Genomic DNA, 19,054 nt, shown 5'->3' with positions numbered 1-19,054 from the left:
CATCACGCCGCAAGGCGCGAGATGTCGGCAACGCTGTTCATCTGGCGATGCAATGCCTTGAGCAGCGCGAGGCGGTTCGCACGCAGCGCGGGGTCTTCGGCATTCACCATCACGTCGTTAAAGAACGTGTCGACGGTTTCGCGCAGTGCTGCAAGCGCCGTGAGCGCGCCCGTGTACTCGCGCGCGGCCAGTTGCGTCTGCACGCGAGGCGCGACCTGTTCGAGCTGCGCGAACAGTGCCTTCTCCGCGCTTTCCACGAAAAGCGCGCTCTGCACGCCTGCGTCCTCGACACCGTCGGACTTCTTGAGAATGTTCGAGATGCGCTTGTTGGCCGCCGCGAGCGACGCGGCTTCCTCGAGCGCCGCGAATTCGCGCACGGCATCGAGGCGCGCGACGATGTCGTCGAGGCGCGTGGGGTCCATCGCGAGCACCGCGTCGATTTCCTGCGCCGCGTAGCCGCGTTCGCGCAGCATGCCGCGCAGGCGGTCCATGCTGAATTCGTAGATCGCTTGCGTCGATTCCGTTACCGCTTCGATGCCCGCAAATTGCGCGTAAGTCGTGCGCAGCAGTTCGACGAGATCCAACGGCAGTTGCTTCTCGACGAGGATGCGCAGCACGCCCAGCGCGTGGCGGCGCAGCGCGAACGGATCTTTTTCGCCGGTCGGCGCAAGGCCGATGCCCCAGATGCCGACGAGCGTCTCGAGCTTGTCCGCGAGCGCGACGAAGGTACCCGTGGCCGCGCCCGGCAATGCGTCGCCGGAGAAGCGCGGCTGGTAGTGCTCGGAGCACGCGAGCGCCACTTCTTCGGGCTCACCGTCGTGGCGCGCGTAGTAGGTGCCCATCGTGCCTTGCAGCTCGGGGAACTCGCCCACCATGTCGGTCAACAGGTCGGCCTTGGCGAGGCGCGCGCCGCGCTTGGCGAGCGCGACATCGGCGTCGCACATGTCGGCGATGGCGCCCGCGAGCGCTTCGAGGCGCTCCACGCGCTTGAGCTGCGAGCCGAGCTTGTTGTGATAGACCACGTTCGCAAGCAGCGGTACGCGCTCGGCCAGCGGCTTCTTCTTGTCCTGCTCGAAGAAGAACTTGGCGTCGGCGAGGCGCGGGCGCACGACGCGCTCGTTGCCTTCGACGATTTCGCCCGGCGTTTCGGTCTCGATGTTCGAGACGATCAGGAAGCGCGAGCGCAGGCGGCCTGCGGCATCGGTGAGCGCGAAGTACTTCTGGTTCGTCTGCATCGTGAGAATCAGGCATTCCTGCGGCACTTGCAGGAATTCGTCCTCGAACTTGCACGCGTACACGACGGGCCATTCGACGAGCGAATTCACTTCGTCGAGCAGCGCTTCGGGCATGACGACCTTGTCGTCGCCGGCTTGTTCGATGAGTTGTTCGCGGATGGCTTCGCGGCGGTCGGCGTAGCTCGCGATCACGCGGCCCTTGTGCTGCAGCGTGTGTGCGTAGTCGTCGGCGCGCGTGATGGCGACGTTGCCGTGCGAGAGGAAGCGGTGGCCGCGCGTGGTGTCGCCCGCGTCGATGCCGAATGCGGTGACTGGCACGATTTGCTCGCCGTGCAGCACTGTGAGGCGGTGCACCGGACGCACGAACTGCACGTTGCTGCCGTCGGGGCGCTGGTACGTCATGACCTTCGGGATGGGCAGCTTGCCGAGCGTTTCGTCGAGCACGGCCTGCAGGCCGTCGGCGAGCGTGGCGCCCGGCGCCGAGTAGCGCAGGAAGAACGCTTCGTTCTTGCCGTCGCTCGCGCGTTCGAGGTCGCTTACCGGGAAGTCGGCAAAGCCGAGCGCCGCGAGCTTCTTCGCGAGTGGCGCGGTGGGCTGGCCGTTGGCGTCGAGCGCGACCGAAACGGGCAGCACTTTTTCGCGCACCTGTTTTTCGGGCGCGACATTGCGCACGTTTCTGATCGTCACGGCGAGGCGGCGCGGCGTGGCGTAGCGCTCGAATGAGAGGTCGCCTTCGATCAGGTCGCGTGCGGCGAGGCGCTGTGCGATGCCTTCGGCGAATGCGTCGCCCAGGCGCGCGAGGGCCTTCGGCGGCAGTTCCTCGGTCAGCAGTTCGACGAGGAGGGTGGCGTGATGAGCTTGCGTCATTGTTCTGGAGATCCGGTCATGCCTCGTCGAACTTGCGTTCGACCTTCAGCGGCGGCGCCCACGCGGGCATCGCGGCGTCCTGTTCGTCGGTGGTCAGGCCCGGCACGCCGTGCACCGGATTGCCGAGCATCGGGAAGCCGAGCTTCTCGCGCGATTCGTAGTACGACTGCGCGACGCTGCGCGAGAGCGCGCGAATGCGGCCGATATACGCTGCGCGCTCCGTCACGGAGATCGCGCCGCGCGCGTCGAGCAGGTTGAACGTGTGGCCGGCCTTGAGCACGAGTTCGTAGGCGGGTAGCGCGAGCTGGAACTCGATCATGCGCTTGGCTTCGCTTTCGTAGGCGTTGAAGAACGTGAACAGCAGGTCGACGTTCGCGTGCTCGAAGTTGTACGTGGATTGCTCGACTTCGTTCTGGTGGTAGACGTCGCCGTAAGTGAGGCGGCGCAGCTCGGGGCCGTTGGGGCCCTCTTCTTCCCACTCGGTCCAGATCAGGTCGTAGACGTTCTCGACCTTTTGCAGGTACATCGCGAGACGCTCGAGCCCGTAGGTGATTTCGCCGAGCACCGGCTTGCAGTCGATGCCGCCCACTTGCTGGAAGTACGTGAACTGGGTGACTTCCATGCCGTTGAGCCAGACTTCCCAGCCGAGGCCCCATGCGCCGAGCGTGGGGTTCTCCCAGTCGTCCTCGACAAAGCGCACGTCGTTCTGCTTCAGGTCGAAGCCGAGTGCTTCGAGCGAGCCGAGGTACAGGTCGAGGATGTTTTCCGGCGCGGGCTTGAGCACCACCTGGTACTGGTAGTAGTGCTGCAGGCGGTTCGGGTTCTCGCCGTAGCGGCCGTCCTTCGGGCGGCGCGACGGCTGCACGTAGGCCGCGCGCCACGGCTCGGGGCCGATTGCGCGCAGGAAGGTGTGGACGTGCGAGGTGCCGGCGCCGACTTCCATGTCGATCGGCTGGAGCAGCGCGCAGCCCTGCTTGTCCCAGTAAGACTGGAGCGTCAGGATGATTTGCTGAAACGTGAGCATGTGTGCCTGCAGTGTCTTTTAGGGCGAACGGCGTGGGCTGCGGCGGCAAGGTCCGCCACGCGCGGCCGGGTGTGGCCGGGTGTTTCGCGCGTGGCGGGGATTCCTTGCATGCTGCGGTCCCGGCCCCCGGTCAGGAGGGGCGGCCCGGTGCTAAAACCTTGAATTTTACCGGATTGGCGCAGCGTTGAGACCGGCGCGCGGGGACCAGGCACATTCCGGACATATTTTGGCGCATCAAGCCTTCTTGCGACCGGGGCGGGCGGGCCCGAATGCGAAGCCGAGTGCCAGCAACACGAGAGACACGGCGATCACCGTGTTGTTGCCGCTCCTCACGTAGGGCGTGAAGCCCTGGGTGCCTTCCACGCGCAAGTCGAGAGAGCCCACGGTGAAGGCGGGCAGGCGGGCGATCACGTTGCCGTGCGCGTCGATGGCGGCAGTGGCGCCCGTATTGGTCGCGCGCAGCATCGGCCGGCCGGTTTCGAGCGAGCGCATGCGCGCGATTTGCAGATGCTGGTCGAGCGCGATGGTGTCGCCGAACCACGCGAGGTTCGTCGAGTTGATGAGGATGCCCGGCGAGGTCGGATTCTCGCGCACGGTGCGCGCGATTTCCTCGCCGAAGATGTCCTCGTAGCAGATGTCGACGGCGACGGGCTGGTTGTGCACGAGGAACGGCGGCTGTACGGGGGCGCCGCGCGCGAAGTCGCCGAGCGGGATGTTCATGAGGTTCACGAACCAGCGGAAGCCCCACGGCACGAATTCGCCGAAGGGCACGAGGTGGTGCTTGTCGTAGCGATACAAGCCGTTCTGGCCGGGCGTGATGCCGAACAGGCTGTTGGTGTAGTCGACTACGCGCCGGTCCGGCGTGATTGTGCCGCCCACGGCGCCGAACAGGATGGCGGTGTGGGTGCCGTCGGCGAACGCGCGGATATCGCGGCCGAATTTTTCGGGCATTTCCTGCAGCAGTATCGGAATCGCGGTCTCGGGCGTGATGACGAGATCGGCGGGCTTTTCGGTGATGAGCCGCTGGAATTCGGCGAGCGATTCTTCGAGGCCGGATTCGGAAAACTTCATCTCCTGCTTCACATTGCCTTGCAGCAGGCGCACGTTCAGCGGGGTGTTTTCGGGGTGCGTCCAGTTGACGAGCGGGAGCAGCAGGCCAACGCCGGTCACGGCTACAGCCATCATGGCCGGCGTGGCCGCCGCGCCGATGGAGCTGGAGAAGCCGATGGAGCCGGTAGTGCCGCCGCGCGCAGGCCCGCCAATCGCGTCGGATCCCGCCTTGCGCACGTGCACCAGTGCCTGGACGAGGAGCGCCGCGACGAGCGCGAGCACCCAGCCCACGCCATAGACGCCGACGATCGGCGCGAACCCGGTCAGCGGCCCGTCCACCTGCGCGTAGCCGCTCGAAAGCCACGGAAAGCCGGTGAAGACGTAGCCGCGGGCCCATTCGCCCAGCGCCCACGCGCTCGCGAAGGCAAAGGCGCCATGCCATGTCGGCGAAAACGGCAGGGTGCGCCCGTTGCGTGCGTGTCCCGCGCAAAACGACCAGACCAGCGCGGCGAGCGCCGGATAGAGACCGAGGTAGAGCGAGAACAGCACAAGCGCCGCGCCGGCGAGCGCGGCGGGCATGCCGCCATAGAAGTGCATGCTCACATACAGCCACCAGACGCCGGTCACGAAGTTGCCGAAGCCGAACGCCCAGCCGGTGAAGAGCGCGCTTTTCCAGCCCGTGGTGCGCGTGAGCCAGAAGTAAAAGCCCGCGAAGATCGCGATTTCGAGCCAGCCGCCGTGCGGTGTGGGCGCGAACGAAAGCGTGTTGAGCGCGCCCAGCCCGGCAGCGGCCACGTAGTACCAGGCCGGCAGCGCGCGGCGCGCGGCGGTAGGTGTGTCTGCGGCGCGCGCGCCGTCGCGCGTGCGGGAATCGATCGGTTCAGCCATGGGTGTGCTTGGGCGCTGCAGTCCGACTGCAGGGGCGCGCGAGGCGCGGGTTGCAAAACGTTCGCTGCACACGCCGTGTGCGCAGCGAGCGCAACGATAGCATTTTCACGCAGCGGCATTGTGTGGCGCCGGGGCGAGTTTGAGGTGACGTTTGGGGGCGCGATCGCACTCCGCCGGCTTGAAAAGCGCGACGCCGGCCCGCAGGCCGGCGTCGTTCAAAGCGCGCGCGGGCGCAGGGCGTCAGGTGCCCTGCGGCTGCAACGCGGCTTCACGCTGGCCGGCGAGCGGATCGCGGCGCACCAGCAGCATGTGCAGCTGGCGCGCGTCGGCGCGCAGCACCTCGAAGATCAGGTCGTCGATGCGGACCTTTTCGCCGCGATGCGGCACGTGTCCGAAGTGATTCGTAACGAATCCGCCGATGGTGTCGACTTCGTCGTCCGAGAAATGGGTGCCGAACGTTTCGTTGAACTGCTCGATCTCGGTGAGCGCGCGCACGCGGAAACGCCCATCGGGCGAGGCGATGATGTTGCCGCTTTCCTCGTCGAAGTCGTATTCGTCCTCGATGTCGCCGACGATCTGCTCAAGCACGTCCTCGATCGTGATGAGGCCGGCCACGCCGCCGTATTCGTCCACGACGATGGCGATGTGATTGCGGTTCTGGCGAAAGTCGTGCAGCAGCACGTTCAGGCGTTTGGACTCGGGGATGAACACGGCCGGGCGCAGCATGCCGCGCACGTCGAATTCTTCCTCGGCGTAGTAGCGCAGCAGGTCTTTCGCGAGCAGCACGCCGATCACGTTGTCGCGGTTGCCTTCGTAGACGGGATAGCGCGAATGCGCCTTGTCCAGCACGAAGGGGATGAATTCGTCGGGACTATCGGCGATGTTGATCGCATCCATCTGGGCGCGCGGCACCATGATGTCGCGCGCGCAGAGCTCGGACACCTGGAACACGCCTTCGATCATCGAAAGCGAATCGGCGTCTATCAGATTGCGCGCGTGCGCGTCCTGGAGGATTTCGAGAAGCTCGCTGCGCGAGTCGGGCTCGGGCGAGATGAAGTCGGTCAGCCGCTCGAGCAGGGAGCGCTTTTCCTGGGGTTTGCCGGTTTGTCGTCGACTGGGATAAGAGTCGTTCATGGTGGTGCGCCCTGGGCCTCTTGATGGCTGGGCGCGCTGTTGCGGATAGGAAAGGATACATCATGCGTGTGGCGCGCCCGTGTAGGGCATGCCCGTGATCCATCCTAACGCAGATGCGAGGTGCCCGGGGGGACGCACGGCATGCGGCAGTGGTCGTCGATGAGCTTGCCCGATGCGCCGGCCATATCTCGCGAATTTTCGGGTTTCAGATTTGGATGATTTTTGTCCTGGGTTTGATGGGTGTCACCTGCGCTGGATTGTTTGACATTTTCCTTTCAGCGACCTTGCTCTAATTCGGACCTTCACGCGGAACCCCCAATGGTTCCGCGCGTCGTGGGCCGGGCACGAGGTCCGGTCCAGGTGCGTAAGGAGACCCATCTTGCAGGTGTTATCGAAGCAGCGCGCAACGCGGTGTGCGGCATGGCTCGTGCCGTCTTTGTTCATTGTTCATTGTTCTGGCAGCGTGCGCGACTGAAGCGTCGCGCACGCTGCCGGTTCCGGAAGTGGCGGTGGCGCGCACGCCATACGCCGGCAAGCCGGTGGCGGTCGCCGTCGGCAAGTTCGACAACCGCTCGAGCTACATGCGCGGCATTTTCACGGACGGGATCGACCGTCTGGGCGGTCAGGCCAAAACCATTCTGATCACGGCGCTCCAGCAGAGCGGGCGCTTCAATGTGCTCGACCGAGACAACCTCGACGAGATTCGCCAGGAGGCCGGCTTCACGAAGCAGGCACAGGCGCTCAGGGGCGCGCGCTACATCCTCACCGGCGACGTGACGGAGTTTGGCCGTAAGGAAGTCGGCGACCAGCAGCTATTTGGCATCCTCGGGCGCGGCAAGAGCCAGGTGGCTTACGCGAAGGTGAGCCTCAATGTGGTCGATACGGTCACGTCGGAGGTCGTGCTATCGGCGCAGGGCGCGGGCGAATACAGCCTGTCGAACCGCGAGGTGATCGGCTTTGGCGGCACGGCGGGCTATGACTCGACACTCAATGGCAAGGTGCTCGACCTCGCGATTCAGGAGGCCGTCAATCGCCTCGCGGAACGCGTCGATGCAGGCGCGCTCGCAACCGCTGGGCTGCCCGCCGTGAAGTGACGGCCGCGCGAATCCATCCTGTTTGAACAGAAGACTCAGACCTATGACCCAAACCCACACTACACGGCGGTCCACCGCTGCGCCGCTTGGCGTTGCCTTGGCCGTTGCCGGCGCGCTGCTCGCCGGCTGTGCGACGCGCACGCAACCCACGCTCTATCAATGGGACGCCTATCAGCCGCAGGTCTACGCGTACCTGAAAGGGCAGACGAGCCCGGAAGAGCAGATCACTGCGCTCGAACAGGCGCTTCAACAGATCCGCGCCAAGGGCAACCGGCCGCCCCCCGGTTTTCATGCCCACCTCGGCTCGCTTTACGCGAGTGTCGGCAAGGGCCAGCAGGCGCAGCAGGAACTGCGTGCCGAGAAGGAGGCCTTCCCTGAGTCGTCCGCATACATGGACTTTTTGTTGAAGAACCTCTCGAAGTAGGCACGCCATCATGCTCAAATTTTCGATACTGAAATGCCTGCCGGTGCTCGCGGTTTCCGCGCTGCTCGCCGCGTGCGTGGGGCCGCAGAAGCAAACCGCCGGCTACGACTACACCGCGTTCAAGAGCGCAAAGCCGCGCTCGATTCTGGTGCTGCCGCCGCTGAACGAAACCGTCGATGTGAATGCCACCAACGGCATGCTGTCGCAGATGACAATGCCGCTCGCGGAATCCGGCTACTACGTTCTGCCCGTGGCCGAAGTGGCGGAGACCTTCCGCCAGAACGGCATTGCGTTGCCCGTGGAGATGCAGGCTACGTCGCCGAAGAAACTGCATGAAATCTTCGGCGCCGATGCCGTGCTCTACACGAAGGTCACGCAGTACGGCTCCGTCTATCGGGTGGTTGACAGCAATACGTCCGTCTCGGCGACCGCGAAGCTCGTCAGCCTCGGTACGGGCGATGTGCTCTGGCAGGGCAGCGCGACGGCCAACGGCAAGGAACTCGGCAACGTGGACTTCGGTAGCGGCAGCATTATCGGCATGATGGTGCAGGCGGCGGTCAAGCAGGTGGCGCATTCGCTCGCCGACGAGAGCCAGGAGGTGGCGGGTTTGACGAGCCAGAGGCTGTTGTCCGCGGGGCAGCCGAACGGGATCCTCTACGGCCCGCATTCGCCGAAGTACGGCAGCGATTGAGCTTGCTGCGCTGAACCGGGCCTGGTGCTCACGCGCAGCGCGCGAGCAACCGCTCCAGCGCCCGGTCGGGCATGCCGCTCTCGCGCAGGGCCTCGACGGTGCGGCGCACGTAGTCGAGCGTCGTGCCGTAGCGGCCCGATGCGCAGCCGAACACCTGGCGCACCGTGTCTTCACCGAGCTTGCCCGTGTAGGTGGGCACGTCGCGGCGCATCACGAAAGCGAGCGCCGCGACGCGCCGGCCATCGACGAGCGAGCAGGGCAGCCAGGCGGGCCGGTACGAACCCATCGGCATTTCGCGGCGCCACAGTGCTTCCAGATGCGGCATGACGCCATCGGCGGCCAGGCGGAACGCCACGCCGGCGCACGAGCCGCCACGATCGAGTGCGAGCACGAGGCCCGGCTGCTCGGGCGTGCCGCGATTCACGCGCGACCAAAGATACAGGCCGCGATGGTAGCCATGCACGCGCGAGCGCACGTTCTCGACGGTCGGCAGGCCCGGGTTCCAGATCAGCGAGCCATAGCCGAACAGCCAGATGTCGCTCGTGCGGTCCCATGGCTCAAGCGTGTGGTCGAGCGATGCGCGCAGTTCGTCTTCGCTGAGCAGGCGCGACTCGCCGAGCGACGGCGGATAGCCAGGACAGGGCCTGGGCATGCCGCTGGCGGGCGCGTCATTCACCAGCGGTTCGGCAACAACACTGGAATCGTTCGCGCGCTTGTCGTTCATGTCTGACGGGCTCGGGCCGGAAGGGGGGCGTGTGGCCTTACTTGTACGGGTCGGGAAAGCCGAGCGAGTTGAGCACCTCGGTTTCGATGCCCTCCATCTCCTCGGCTTCGGCGTCGTCCTCGTGATCGTAGCCTTGCGCGTGCAGCGTGCCGTGCACGAGCAGGTGCGCGTAGTGCGACGAGAGCGGCTTGCCCTGTTCGGCGGCTTCCTTCTCCACTACCGGGCAGCAGAGGATCAGGTCGCCCGTCACCGGGTCGTTCTCGCTTTCGGCGTAGGCGAACGTGAGGACGTTGGTCGCGTAGTCCTTGCCGCGGTACGTGCGGTTGAGCGTGCGGCCTTCTTCCGCGTCGACGAAGCGCACGGTCAGTTCGGCATCGGCGAATAGCGCGGCCTTTATCCACGCCGCCACGGTGGCCCGTGGCAGCGTGGCCTTGTGCTCGGGAAACGCCTTCGCGGCGGGGAACTGCACGTTCAGTTTGAGTTTCGGTGCGCGGGCCATGTGCGTGATTCGTGGCGATTCAAATTCGGGCTCCAATCTGGGCTCGATCTCGTGCCTTAGCGCGCGTCGCCGCCGCTTTCATCCTTTTTCGAATGCGCGTCGTAGGCCTCGACGATACGCGCGACGAGCGGATGGCGCACGACGTCCGCGCTCGTGAAGCGCGTGAGCGCGATGCCGCGCACGTTGGCGAGCACCTGCTGCGCTTCGATCAGCCCGCTCTTGTGGCCGCGCGGCAGGTCCACCTGGGTGGTGTCGCCGGTCACGACGGCCTTCGAGCCGAAGCCGATACGCGTCAGGAACATCTTCATCTGCTCGGGCGTGGTGTTCTGCGCCTCGTCGAGGATGATGAACGCGTGATTGAGCGTGCGTCCGCGCATGTACGCGAGTGGCGCGATTTCGATCATCTGGCGCTCGAACATTTTCGCGGTCTTGTCGAAGCCGAGCAGGTCGTAGAGCGCGTCGTACAGCGGGCGCAGATACGGGTCCACCTTCTGCGCGAGATCGCCGGGCAGGAAGCCGAGGCGCTCGCCCGCTTCCACGGCGGGGCGCGTGAGCACGATGCGCTTGACCTGGTCGCGCTCGAGCGCGTCCACGGCGCAGGCCACCGCGAGATAGGTCTTGCCCGTGCCCGCAGGCCCGACGCCGAAGGTCACGTCGTGCGAGATGATCTGCTTGAGGTACTCGCGCTGCGCGGGCGTGCGGCCGCGCAGGTCGGCGCGGCGCGTATAGAGCTTCGGGCCGAGTTCCTCTACGTCGACGCCTTCGCGCGCGGGCTCGTCGAACGGGTGGTCGGGGTCGCCGCGAAATCGTACGTCCCGCGGGTCGATCTCGGCGGCATCGGCGCCGTTGTTGCCGCCGCTGTTTCCACGCACGCCGCCGTTGCCGCTCGCGCGCGGATCGTTGGCGGGATTGCCCGGATGCCGCGCCTCGACCAGCGCGAGCTGGATGTCGTCGACCGAAAGCGGATCGCGCGCCTGGTTGTAGAAGTTTTCGAGCGCGGCGAGCGCGAGTTTCGCGCCGCGGCCGCGAATCGAGATGCGATGGCCGCGCCGCGCGAGGGTTACGTCGAGTGCCTGCTCGATCTGCCGCAAGTTTTCGTCGAGCGGGCCGCAGAGGTTCGCGAGCCGCGCATTGTCGTCGCGCGGCGCGTTGAATTCCAGATGCTGCTGATTGGGCTTCAAGGTATCAGTGAACTCCGTTCAGGCGCCGCTCAATGCGGGAGTGCCGAAGTGTCTTCGTGCGCGAGCACGAGCTCGCCGCGCAGCGAGTGCGGGTAGGCGTGGTTGATCTTCACGTCGATCATCTGGCCGATCAGGCGCGCGTGCGAAGCGAGCGGCGCCGGGAAGTTGACGACGCGGTTGTTCTCGGTGCGGCCCGAAAGTTCGCTCGGGTCCTTGCGCGACGGGCCTTCCACGAGAATGCGCTCGACCCGGCCGACCATCGACTGGCTGATGCGCTGCACGTTCTCTTCGATCGTGGCTTGCAGATGCTGGAGGCGCTTCAACTTGACTTCGCGCGGCGTGTCGTCGTGCAGGTTCGCCGCGGGCGTGCCCGGACGCGGGCTGTAGATGAACGAGAAGCTCGTGTCGTACTTCATCTCGTCGACGAGCGCCATGGTCTTCTCGAAGTCCTCTTCAGTCTCGCCGGGAAAGCCCACGATGATGTCCGTGGAAAGCGAGAGATCGGGGCGAATCGCGCGCAGCTTGCGGATCACCGACTTGTATTCGAGCACGGTGTAGCCGCGCTTCATCGCCATGAGCACGCGGTCCGAGCCGTGCTGCACCGGCAGATGCAGATGGCTCACGAGCTTGGTCACCTTCGCGTAAGCGTCGATCAGGCGCTGCGTGAATTCCTTCGGGTGCGAAGTGGTGTAGCGGATGCGCTCGATGCCGGGAATGTCGGCGACATATTCGATCAGCGTGGCGAAGTCGGCGATGTCGTGCGCGCCTTGCGTGAGTGCACCGCGGTAAGCGTTGACGTTCTGGCCAAGCAGTGTGACTTCGCGCACGCCCTGGTCGGCGAGGCCGGCGATTTCGGTGAGCACGTCGTCGAGCGGGCGCGAGACTTCCTCGCCGCGCGTGTACGGCACGACGCAGTAGCTGCAGTACTTCGAGCAGCCTTCCATGATCGAGACGAACGCGCTCGGGCCTTCCACGCGTGCGGGCGGCAGATGGTCGAACTTCTCGATTTCGGGGAACGTGATATCGACCTGCGCGCGGCCCGAAGCGCGGCGCGCGTCGATCATCTGCGGCAGGCGGTGCAGGGTTTGCGGGCCGAACACGAGGTCCACGTACGGCGCGCGCTGCACGATGGCCGCGCCTTCCTGGCTCGCCACGCAGCCGCCCACGCCGATCAGCAGGTTCGGGTTCGCTTCCTTCAGCTCGCGCACGCGGCCGAGGTCGGAGAACACCTTCTCCTGGGCTTTCTCACGCACCGAGCAGGTGTTGAAGAGAATCACGTCCGCGTCTTCGGGCGTGTCGGTTTTGACGAGGCCTTCAGCGGCGCCGAGCACGTCGACCATTTTGTCGGAGTCGTACTCGTTCATCTGGCAGCCAAAGGTCTTTACATAAACTTTCTTGGTCATCGGGGTCGCCGTTCGCAGTGGTTTACCTGGGGGCGTCGTCCGGTTGATGCACTCGTGCACTTCGGGACTACGGTGATAAAAGAGGGCTGAAACAGGTGGCCGGGCCACCTGGCCATGGCGCACCTCGGCAAGCGCGATTCGCGTGCCGATTTACGTGCTGATTTACATCCTTTTGCGTATTTTTGCCGCCAGTTCGCGGTGCAAATCGGGCTTTCAGGTGCTTTCAGCGCAATCTGCCATTATAGCCTCATGCGCTGATCAGCCCATCGCCGATTTCCGTGCGGATCGCCCACGGCCGCTACGTCTACTGGTTTTTACTGCGCTGCACAACGGCGCACTCTGCGGTATCCTTTGCCAGCCGGTTCAACCGGCAATCAGTGCGTCTTCAGGGCGGGGTGGAATTCCCCACCGGCGGTATGCCGGCCGCGCCGCAAGGCAAGGCCGACGAGCCCGCGAGCGCCTGCGCGAAGCCTTTCGCGCGGGGTCAGCAGATCTGGTGCGATGCCAGGGCCGACGGTCATAGTCCGGATGAAAGAAGATGTGCAGATGGTCATGTTTGCCCAACCGCCGCGGCTGCTCTGCCCGCGCGGGCCTCGCGCGCGATGTTCCGGCGTCGTGCTCCGGCACGCGCGCCCTACGCCGTTCGCCGGGGATTCCTGTCTGTTTGCAATGCCCTGAAACGTTTTTCGCCCAACTCTTGCGAGGAGCGTTTCACATGTCCTTTACCCGCAACGCAGTATTTGTCGAGTCGCCGCTCGACGCCATCGAAGATCTTCCCCTGCTCGATACCGAACCGGTGCCGCCGCGCATCGCCGCCGCGCTGCAAGCCATGCGCGAAGGCCGTCCGGTCGTGCTCCAGGACGACCATGACCGCGAAGACGAAGCTGATCTGGTGCTGGCTGCCGAATGTCTTACCCCGGAGACGATGGCGCTGTTCATCCGCGAATGCAGCGGCATCGTGTGCCTGTGCCTGTCCGACGAGAAGGTGCGCGCGCTCGAACTGCCGCCCATGGTTGCGCACAACGAGAGCCGCAATCGCACCGCGTTCACGGTGTCGATCGAGGCGCGCGATGGCGTGAGCACGGGCGTATCCGCAGCCGACCGCGTGACGACGATCCGCGCCGCCATCGCCCCGAACGCGCAGCCCGCCGACATCGTGCGCCCGGGCCACGTGTTTCCGCTGCGCGCGCAGCCGGGCGGCGTGCTGGCGCGCCGCGGCCACACCGAAGGCACCGTCGATCTGGCCGTGCTCGCGGGCCTCGCGCCCGCCGGCGTGCTGTGCGAGCTGATGAACCCGGACGGCACCATGGCGCGCGGCCAGCAGGTCGATGATTTCGCGAAGCTGCACAACCTGCCGATGCTGACGATCGCCGAGTTGGTGGCGTTCCGTGAGTCGCTCGCGCAGGCGCGCGAGCGCTGCGCCGAGCCTGCATAAGGCGCCTGGCTCATCGCTGATCCGGGCTTGGTAGTGAAAACGGCGCGTGGGCCAGATGGCTCACGCGCCGTTTGCCGTTCTGCGCACGCGCCGCGTTACGGCACGCGCGCAGGCAAGCGGCTAGGACTGTTGATCGCCGAATTCCCCGCGTACGCCCGACTCGACGAGCGCGGGCAGTTCGTCCATGTGCTTCATGATGCGCGTGATGCCCATCTCGCGCAGCACGTCGGCATAGCCCGACGGGATATGGCTCGCGCCGACGAACGCGATCGTCTTCATGCCGGCCGCGCGCGCGGCGTTCAGGCCCGAGAGGCTGTCCTCAACGACGAGGCAGCGCTCCGGTTCCACGCCGAGCGCGAGCGCCGCGTGCAGATAGACGTCCGGATAAGGCTTGGGACGCTCGACCTGCTCGGCGCTGAAGATGCGCTCGCCGAAGATCGCATCGAGCCCGGCGCGCCGCACAGAGGCACGCACGCGCGTGAGCCGGCTGTTCGACACCACGGCGGCAGGCAGCGCGAGCTGGCGCAGCGCGTCGCGCACGCCATTGATCGGGCTCACCGATTCTGCAATGGCGATTTCGCAGTTGTGTTCGATGGTTTCGAGAAAATGCTCGGGCAGCGTGAGATCGAAGCGCGCCGCGACATCGGCGAGAAAGCGCGAGGTCTGCTGGCCGAACGCCGTGGCCACGGCGGCGCGGAAGTCGATGCCGGGAAACGTGCGGCTGAGCGTATCGAAGAGGACGTGGTCGGCAATGACTTCGCTGTCGACGAGTACGCCGTCGCAGTCGCAGATGAGATGGTCGATCATGCGCAAGACGAAAGGGCGGAAAAGCGGGGTGGCCGGGCCAGACGCAGCACGGGTGGCCGGGCAAGACGGGAAGGTTGAAAACATCATGATACGTGCTTTTGCTGCCGTGGCGACCATCCTGCCGACTTTCCGGGGAGAGGTACGGGTCTGCGCGGCGAGAGTGTGGCGCGCGCTGCGCGATGCGACAATAGCCAGCGTGACCGAACGCCGTCGAAGCCGACGGAAATCAGTAGCACCAGGCGAATAAAGACGAGGGGAAGGCTATGCGTGGACTTGCAACGATCGGTGCAGCGGTGCTGGCCGTCGGGTGTGCCGGATGCGCCGGCGCGCCTGGGCTACTGGGCGGGAGCGCGCCGCCGTTCGCCCAATTGCAGCAGATGTGCGGCGCTCAGCAAGCCGACTTTGGCGCCGATACGCCGGCCGTCTATTCGGCCGTCTACGACGCCTGGGTGGCGAACCGTCACGGCAAGCTGCCGCAGGCGCAGTTCTGCAGCTTCCAGACCGGTCTTGCCCAGCAGTACGCCGCGCACGGTGCGGGCGCGAACGCGCAGGCGCGCGACCAATGGCTGACGTATCTGAACGATCAGCGCGCCCTTGCGCTGTCATGGCGCGCATCGGCGGACCCTACGCTGCGCGGGGGCTGAGCGCAGCGTAGCGGCGCATCCTTCGTCTGCGCAGGCGCGAAAAAAATGGTCACGCGGGCATGAAGCGCGCGGGTCCGCGTGACCATGCACTGCAGGCGTACGTCTACAGCCGTGCGCCTGCATCGGGGAAGGTCTCGACTCATCTCGCTGGCGGACGATTCCGGCGCCCGCGCAGGTCGAGAAAGATTAGCGAGGCATCAGCGAGATGAGGCCGGCCTGCGCGCGAGCGCCACAGGCCGGTTCCGCTATGAAAAGCGCTTGATGGCGCGCAACGCGGAGTCGCCAATTTCTGTCAGTCGCCACTGCTGGAGACCGGAAGCGAGGCGCTCCAACTGGACGAGCTGTCGTTCGAGGAGGGCGTCCAGTTCTTCGCGTTCCATGTCGATCTGGTTGGGGGCGTCCTTCACTAGCAGCAGGGTGGCGAATTCATGCGGACTCAGCATCGTTCTCTCCATGTTGCCGCATCAGAGGTCATCAATCGCGGCCCGCTGGGCGGCGTGACGACAATCATGCGGTGGGCGTGAGCGAAAGCCTGCAACGGCGCGACCTGGGTGCCAGATGAGCGGTCCGTTTGCTGTCGTGCGCCACGAATTCTGCAAAGTAGCGACAAACAACGCAAACAGCATCCAGCCCGGATCGACGCCGGGGAACTGGAGTGTAGTCAACTGCCCTGCGTTGTACAAATCACTCTCCGAAAATTTTCTGTTTGACATTCCGCGTCTGCTGCGGCGGTCGAGCTGTGCGCGCAGATCCTTGATTTCACTTCAAGTTCTTGCCGCAGTGCGGGAGAGCGCGGCGATGGGCGCCCGGCGCATGTGCGGGTGCGGGACGGGGCCTGAGCACGCGGCGCAAGGTCGCCGAGCGCCCGTGGCCACGCGCCTTGGCGTCTGATCAGGGCATGAAATGCACTCGCAAGCGCCTTACAAGTCGACTCTTCCTGGAACTGCGGTAAGCGGGATTGGTCTGTGCTCTCAGACTGCAGCTTCGCGAAACAAGATCTAAGATGAAGTAATGACGGCTGGTGCCTTTCACCACGCGGCGCAAATGCTGGACCGGCAAAGACCGGGTTGCCACTCCGGTGGCGTGCTGCGCGAAAAGGGGCCGCTTTGGAGCAAGACAGAATGCGCAACAACACCGAGCCTCGCCACGTGATGCCCTGGCGTATCGAAGATATCGACCTCACGCGGATCGACTGTCAGCGTGCCCGTACCAACGAAGACCTGCTGTTGCTGCTCTGCGCGTCGTCGTTCATTGAAAGCGGTTCGGACCTGTACACGAGCAACCTCAGCATCTTCTTCAACGGCGACCCGGAAGTCTCCGAGTGGCTCAACAACGAGTGGGAGCACGAGGAGCTTCAGCATGGCCGCGCACTGAAGACCTACATCCAGTACGTCTGGCCCGAATTCGACTGGGACACGGCGTTCCGAAACTTCATCGAAGAGTATTCGAAGACCTGCTCTTTCGAGGAGTTCGAGCGTACGCGCGCGCTGGAAATGGTCGCGCGCTGCGTGGTGGAGACGGGCACGGCCACGCTCTATCGAGCGATCGGCGAATGCTCGGACGAGCCGGTGCTCAAGGAGATCACCGACAACATCCGCAGCGACGAAGTGCGCCACTACAAGCACTTTTTCCGCTACTTCAAGAAGTACAACCAGGTCGAAGGCCATGGGCGCCTCGCCGTGCTCGGCGCGCTCATGCGTCGTGTAATGGAGATCAAGAACGAGGACTCGGAGATTGCGTTGCGTCACGTGTTCGCGGTTCGCTATCCCGACCGTGTGAAGGATCTCGCCTACAACCGCGAACTGACGGCGCGCGTGAACAAGCTCGTGCGTCACAATCTTTCCGCCGATATGTGCGTGAAAATGCTGCTCAAGCCGCTCGATATTCCCGCAAAAATTCAGCCTGGCGTGCACTATCCGCTGGCGAAGATCACGCAGCACGTGTTCTTCCGCTGAAGCCCCGTCTCGCCGCTCGTCTGGCATGAAGCCAGGCTGAAAAGAAAAAGGCCCGCTAAACAGCGGGCCTTTGCACCTTCGGCGACTAACGGCGATTACCGGCGATTACCGGTCGCGCTGGCCGTTGCCGTCGCGGCGCGAGCTGGCGCCCGGACGGCCGCCAAGCAGGGCGCCCGGATTCGATTGCGGCTTGCGTTGCGGGCGTCCCAGCGCGCTTTCATGCGACACCCCGCGCTGGCTTTCACGGCGCGTGTGCTCGCCGCGGCTGCCCGACGCGCCATGATTCGCGCTTTGCTGCTTCACCGGCTTGGCCGTGCGCACGCCATTCGGCGCGGCGGGCTTGGCCGGGCGCTGGCCGCCGCCGTTACCACCGCCGTTGCCGCCATGATTGCCACCGCTGTTGGCGCGATTGCCACCGCCATTGGCCGCCTGAGCACGGTTCCCGTCGCGGCTACCCTCGCGGTTGCCGCCACGCGTGTCGCGTCCGTCACGTCCCTGTGCGGGCTTGGCCGCCGCGGCATTGCCTGTCGCGGCGCGCCCCTGGCCTTGCCCTTGACGCTGCCCACGGCCTTGCTGCTGGCCACGGCGCAGGATCGGCTCAGGCTTGGCGTTCGGATCCGGCTCGAAGCCGGCAATGACCTCTTGCGGCACCGCGCGCTTGATGAGCTTTTCGATGTCCTTCAGAAGCTGGTGCTCGTCTACGCACACGAGCGAAACCGCTTCGCCCGTCGCGCCCGCGCGTCCGGTGCGGCCGATGCGGTGCACGTAGTCCTCGGGCACGTTGGGCAGGTCGAAGTTGACCACGTGCGGCAACTGGTCGATGTCGATGCCGCGCGCGGCGATGTCGGTGGCCACGAGCACCTGCAGCGTGCCGTCCTTGAACTCGCTCAAGGCGCGCGTGCGGGCCGACTGGCTCTTGTTGCCGTGGATCGCGAGCGCGCTGATGCCGTCCTTCGTGAGTTGCTCGGCAAGGCGGTTCGCGCCGTGCTTGGTGCGCGTGAACACGAGCACCTGGAACCAGTTGTGCTGGCGGATCAGGTGCGTGAGCAGATCGCGCTTGCGGTCGCGATCGACGGGGTAGATCTTCTGCGCGACGGTTTCCGCCGTGGTGTTGCGGCGTGCGACTTCGATGAGCGCGGGCGAGTCGAGCAGGCTGTCGGCGAGCGCCTTGATCTCGTCGGCGAAGGTGGCCGAGAAGAGCAGATTCTGGCGCTTTGGGGGCAGCTTCGCGAGCACGCGCTTGATGTCGTGGATGAAGCCCATGTCGAGCATGCGGTCGGCTTCGTCGAGCACGAGGATTTCGAGATGCGCGAGGTCGATGGTCTTCTGCTGCATGTGATCGAGCAGGCGGCCCGGCGTCGCGACCACGATGTCCACGCCGCGCTTGAGCGCGTCGATCTGCGGATTGATGCCCACGCCGCCGAACATCACCGTCGACTTGAGCTTCAGATACTTGCCGTAGGCGCGCACGCTTTCCTCGACTTGGGCGGCCAACTCGCGCGTGGGCGTGAGGATGAGCGCACGCACGACGCGCTTGCCTGAAGCGGCGGGCGGCATCTCGGACAGGCGCTGCAGGATGGGCAGCGTGAAGCCGGCGGTCTTGCCGGTGCCTGTCTGGGCGCCGGCGAGCAGATCGCCGCCGTTCAGCACGGCGGGAATGGCTTGCAGCTGGATGGGCGTGGGCGTGGTATAGCCCAGTTCGTTGACGGCGCGGACCAGCGGTTCGGACAAGCCGAGAGAATCAAAAGACATAAAGACCTGTTGTATTGCAGTGGCGCGAGCGGCAAGGCGCTGCTGGCCGAGGCAACAGCACGGCGCGGCGCGCGAGATGCGGCTGCGCCCGCTCGCGTTCATTCGGACGGCGCGCCAGTGCGCGCGCCGGGTGTCGGCGGTCTATGCAGACCCGCCGGCTGGCGTAAAGTTGCATCGCGCAGCCGCGGACACTGCGGCCGCCGCGCGATGGTCTTCGTATGGGCAACGCGCGCCCTGTGTGCGTCCG

The 19,054-nt window shown here is 65.5% G+C and carries 18 protein-coding genes and 1 riboswitch; of the genes, 6 read left to right on the top strand and 12 right to left on the bottom strand.

The genetic code is table 11. The features are described from left to right. Window positions 1-2: 2 nt before the first annotated feature. The 4 genes from glyS to P5W99_RS12560 all read right to left on the bottom strand — a co-directional run bounded on the left by glyS (window position 3) and on the right by P5W99_RS12560 (window position 6,198). Complete coding sequence (glyS, locus tag P5W99_RS12575; RefSeq protein ID WP_421024722.1) at window positions 3-2,102, bottom strand: glycine--tRNA ligase subunit beta; 2,100 nt, start codon at window positions 2,100-2,102, stop codon at window positions 3-5. A gap of 16 nt (window positions 2,103-2,118) precedes the next feature. After that, on the bottom strand, window positions 2,119-3,126 hold the full coding sequence (glyQ, locus tag P5W99_RS12570; RefSeq protein ID WP_421024721.1) for a glycine--tRNA ligase subunit alpha: 1,008 nt from the start codon (window positions 3,124-3,126) through the stop codon (window positions 2,119-2,121). A 234-nt stretch (window positions 3,127-3,360) separates the two neighbouring features. Continuing rightward, window positions 3,361-5,064, bottom strand: coding sequence for an apolipoprotein N-acyltransferase (gene lnt / locus P5W99_RS12565; RefSeq protein ID WP_421024720.1), 1,704 nt, complete (start codon window positions 5,062-5,064; stop codon window positions 3,361-3,363). Between the two features lie 240 nt (window positions 5,065-5,304). Continuing rightward, window positions 5,305-6,198, bottom strand: a complete 894-nt coding sequence (locus tag P5W99_RS12560) for an HlyC/CorC family transporter (RefSeq protein ID WP_421024719.1) — start codon at window positions 6,196-6,198, stop codon at window positions 5,305-5,307. Window positions 6,199-6,611: 413 nt separating this feature from the next. Between P5W99_RS12560 and P5W99_RS12555 the strand changes: the two genes are divergently transcribed. Genes P5W99_RS12555 through P5W99_RS12545 form a run of 3 tightly spaced genes read left to right on the top strand, consistent with a single transcriptional unit; the run spans window position 6,612 to window position 8,407 of the window. After that, window positions 6,612-7,292, top strand: coding sequence for a CsgG/HfaB family protein (locus tag P5W99_RS12555; protein WP_434660977.1), 681 nt, complete (start codon window positions 6,612-6,614; stop codon window positions 7,290-7,292). Window positions 7,293-7,335: 43 nt separating this feature from the next. Continuing rightward, complete coding sequence (locus tag P5W99_RS12550) at window positions 7,336-7,716, top strand: DUF4810 domain-containing protein (protein WP_421024718.1); 381 nt, start codon at window positions 7,336-7,338, stop codon at window positions 7,714-7,716. 10 nt (window positions 7,717-7,726) lie between these two features. Then, window positions 7,727-8,407 (top strand): DUF799 domain-containing protein, encoded by a 681-nt coding sequence (locus tag P5W99_RS12545; protein ID WP_421024717.1) that lies wholly within the window; start codon window positions 7,727-7,729, stop codon window positions 8,405-8,407. A gap of 28 nt (window positions 8,408-8,435) precedes the next feature. Here the strand turns inward: P5W99_RS12545 and P5W99_RS12540 are convergent, their stop codons facing one another. From P5W99_RS12540 to miaB, 4 genes are all read right to left on the bottom strand, one after another. Next, entirely contained in the window at window positions 8,436-9,059 is a 624-nt protein-coding gene (locus P5W99_RS12540) for a gamma-glutamylcyclotransferase (protein WP_421025267.1), read from the bottom strand. Window positions 9,060-9,168: 109 nt separating this feature from the next. Continuing rightward, window positions 9,169-9,630, bottom strand: coding sequence for an rRNA maturation RNase YbeY (ybeY, locus tag P5W99_RS12535; RefSeq protein ID WP_421024716.1), 462 nt, complete (start codon window positions 9,628-9,630; stop codon window positions 9,169-9,171). A gap of 56 nt (window positions 9,631-9,686) precedes the next feature. Beyond that, the gene (locus tag P5W99_RS12530; RefSeq protein ID WP_434660975.1) at window positions 9,687-10,811 is read right to left on the bottom strand and encodes a PhoH family protein; all 1,125 of its coding nucleotides are present in this window, start codon (window positions 10,809-10,811) and stop codon (window positions 9,687-9,689) included. 29 nt (window positions 10,812-10,840) lie between these two features. Then, a complete protein-coding gene (miaB, locus tag P5W99_RS12525; RefSeq protein WP_421024714.1) occupies window positions 10,841-12,214 on the bottom strand; it encodes a tRNA (N6-isopentenyl adenosine(37)-C2)-methylthiotransferase MiaB in 1,374 nt (457 codons plus the stop codon). 377 nt (window positions 12,215-12,591) lie between these two features. Further along, window positions 12,592-12,758: riboswitch (FMN riboswitch) on the top strand. A gap of 171 nt (window positions 12,759-12,929) precedes the next feature. On the opposite strand from miaB, the gene ribB reads away from it, so the two are divergent. Continuing rightward, window positions 12,930-13,649: a 3,4-dihydroxy-2-butanone-4-phosphate synthase gene (gene ribB, locus P5W99_RS12520; RefSeq protein WP_421024713.1), complete on the top strand. Its 720-nt coding sequence runs from the start codon at window positions 12,930-12,932 to the stop codon at window positions 13,647-13,649. A 120-nt stretch (window positions 13,650-13,769) separates the two neighbouring features. Here ribB and P5W99_RS12515 read toward each other — a convergent pair whose 3' ends face one another. Further along, the gene (locus P5W99_RS12515) at window positions 13,770-14,456 is read right to left on the bottom strand and encodes an HAD family hydrolase (RefSeq protein WP_421024712.1); all 687 of its coding nucleotides are present in this window, start codon (window positions 14,454-14,456) and stop codon (window positions 13,770-13,772) included. A gap of 263 nt (window positions 14,457-14,719) precedes the next feature. Between P5W99_RS12515 and P5W99_RS12510 the strand changes: the two genes are divergently transcribed. Continuing rightward, window positions 14,720-15,100, top strand: a complete 381-nt coding sequence (locus P5W99_RS12510; RefSeq protein WP_434660972.1) for a hypothetical protein — start codon at window positions 14,720-14,722, stop codon at window positions 15,098-15,100. Window positions 15,101-15,345: 245 nt separating this feature from the next. Here the strand turns inward: P5W99_RS12510 and P5W99_RS12505 are convergent, their stop codons facing one another. Both P5W99_RS12505 and P5W99_RS12500 read right to left on the bottom strand, forming a co-directional pair. Continuing rightward, window positions 15,346-15,543, bottom strand: coding sequence for a hypothetical protein (locus tag P5W99_RS12505; protein WP_028217863.1), 198 nt, complete (start codon window positions 15,541-15,543; stop codon window positions 15,346-15,348). Between the two features lie 21 nt (window positions 15,544-15,564). Beyond that, window positions 15,565-15,813, bottom strand: a complete 249-nt coding sequence (locus P5W99_RS12500) for a hypothetical protein (RefSeq protein ID WP_421024710.1) — start codon at window positions 15,811-15,813, stop codon at window positions 15,565-15,567. Between the two features lie 438 nt (window positions 15,814-16,251). Here P5W99_RS12500 and P5W99_RS12495 point away from each other — a divergent pair, with 438 nt between their 5' ends. Next, window positions 16,252-17,055: a ferritin-like domain-containing protein gene (locus P5W99_RS12495; RefSeq protein WP_421025266.1), complete on the top strand. Its 804-nt coding sequence runs from the start codon at window positions 16,252-16,254 to the stop codon at window positions 17,053-17,055. 105 nt (window positions 17,056-17,160) lie between these two features. Here the strand turns inward: P5W99_RS12495 and P5W99_RS12490 are convergent, their stop codons facing one another. Then, window positions 17,161-18,807: a DEAD/DEAH box helicase gene (locus P5W99_RS12490; protein ID WP_421024709.1), complete on the bottom strand. Its 1,647-nt coding sequence runs from the start codon at window positions 18,805-18,807 to the stop codon at window positions 17,161-17,163. Window positions 18,808-19,054 lie beyond the last annotated feature (247 nt).

Origin of the sequence: Paraburkholderia sp. A3BS-1L, assembly GCF_051125215.1 — a bacterium.
In the GTDB taxonomy this organism is placed as follows: Bacteria; Pseudomonadota; Gammaproteobacteria; order Burkholderiales; family Burkholderiaceae; genus Paraburkholderia.
This window is presented reverse-complemented; position numbering and strand designations above follow the sequence as displayed.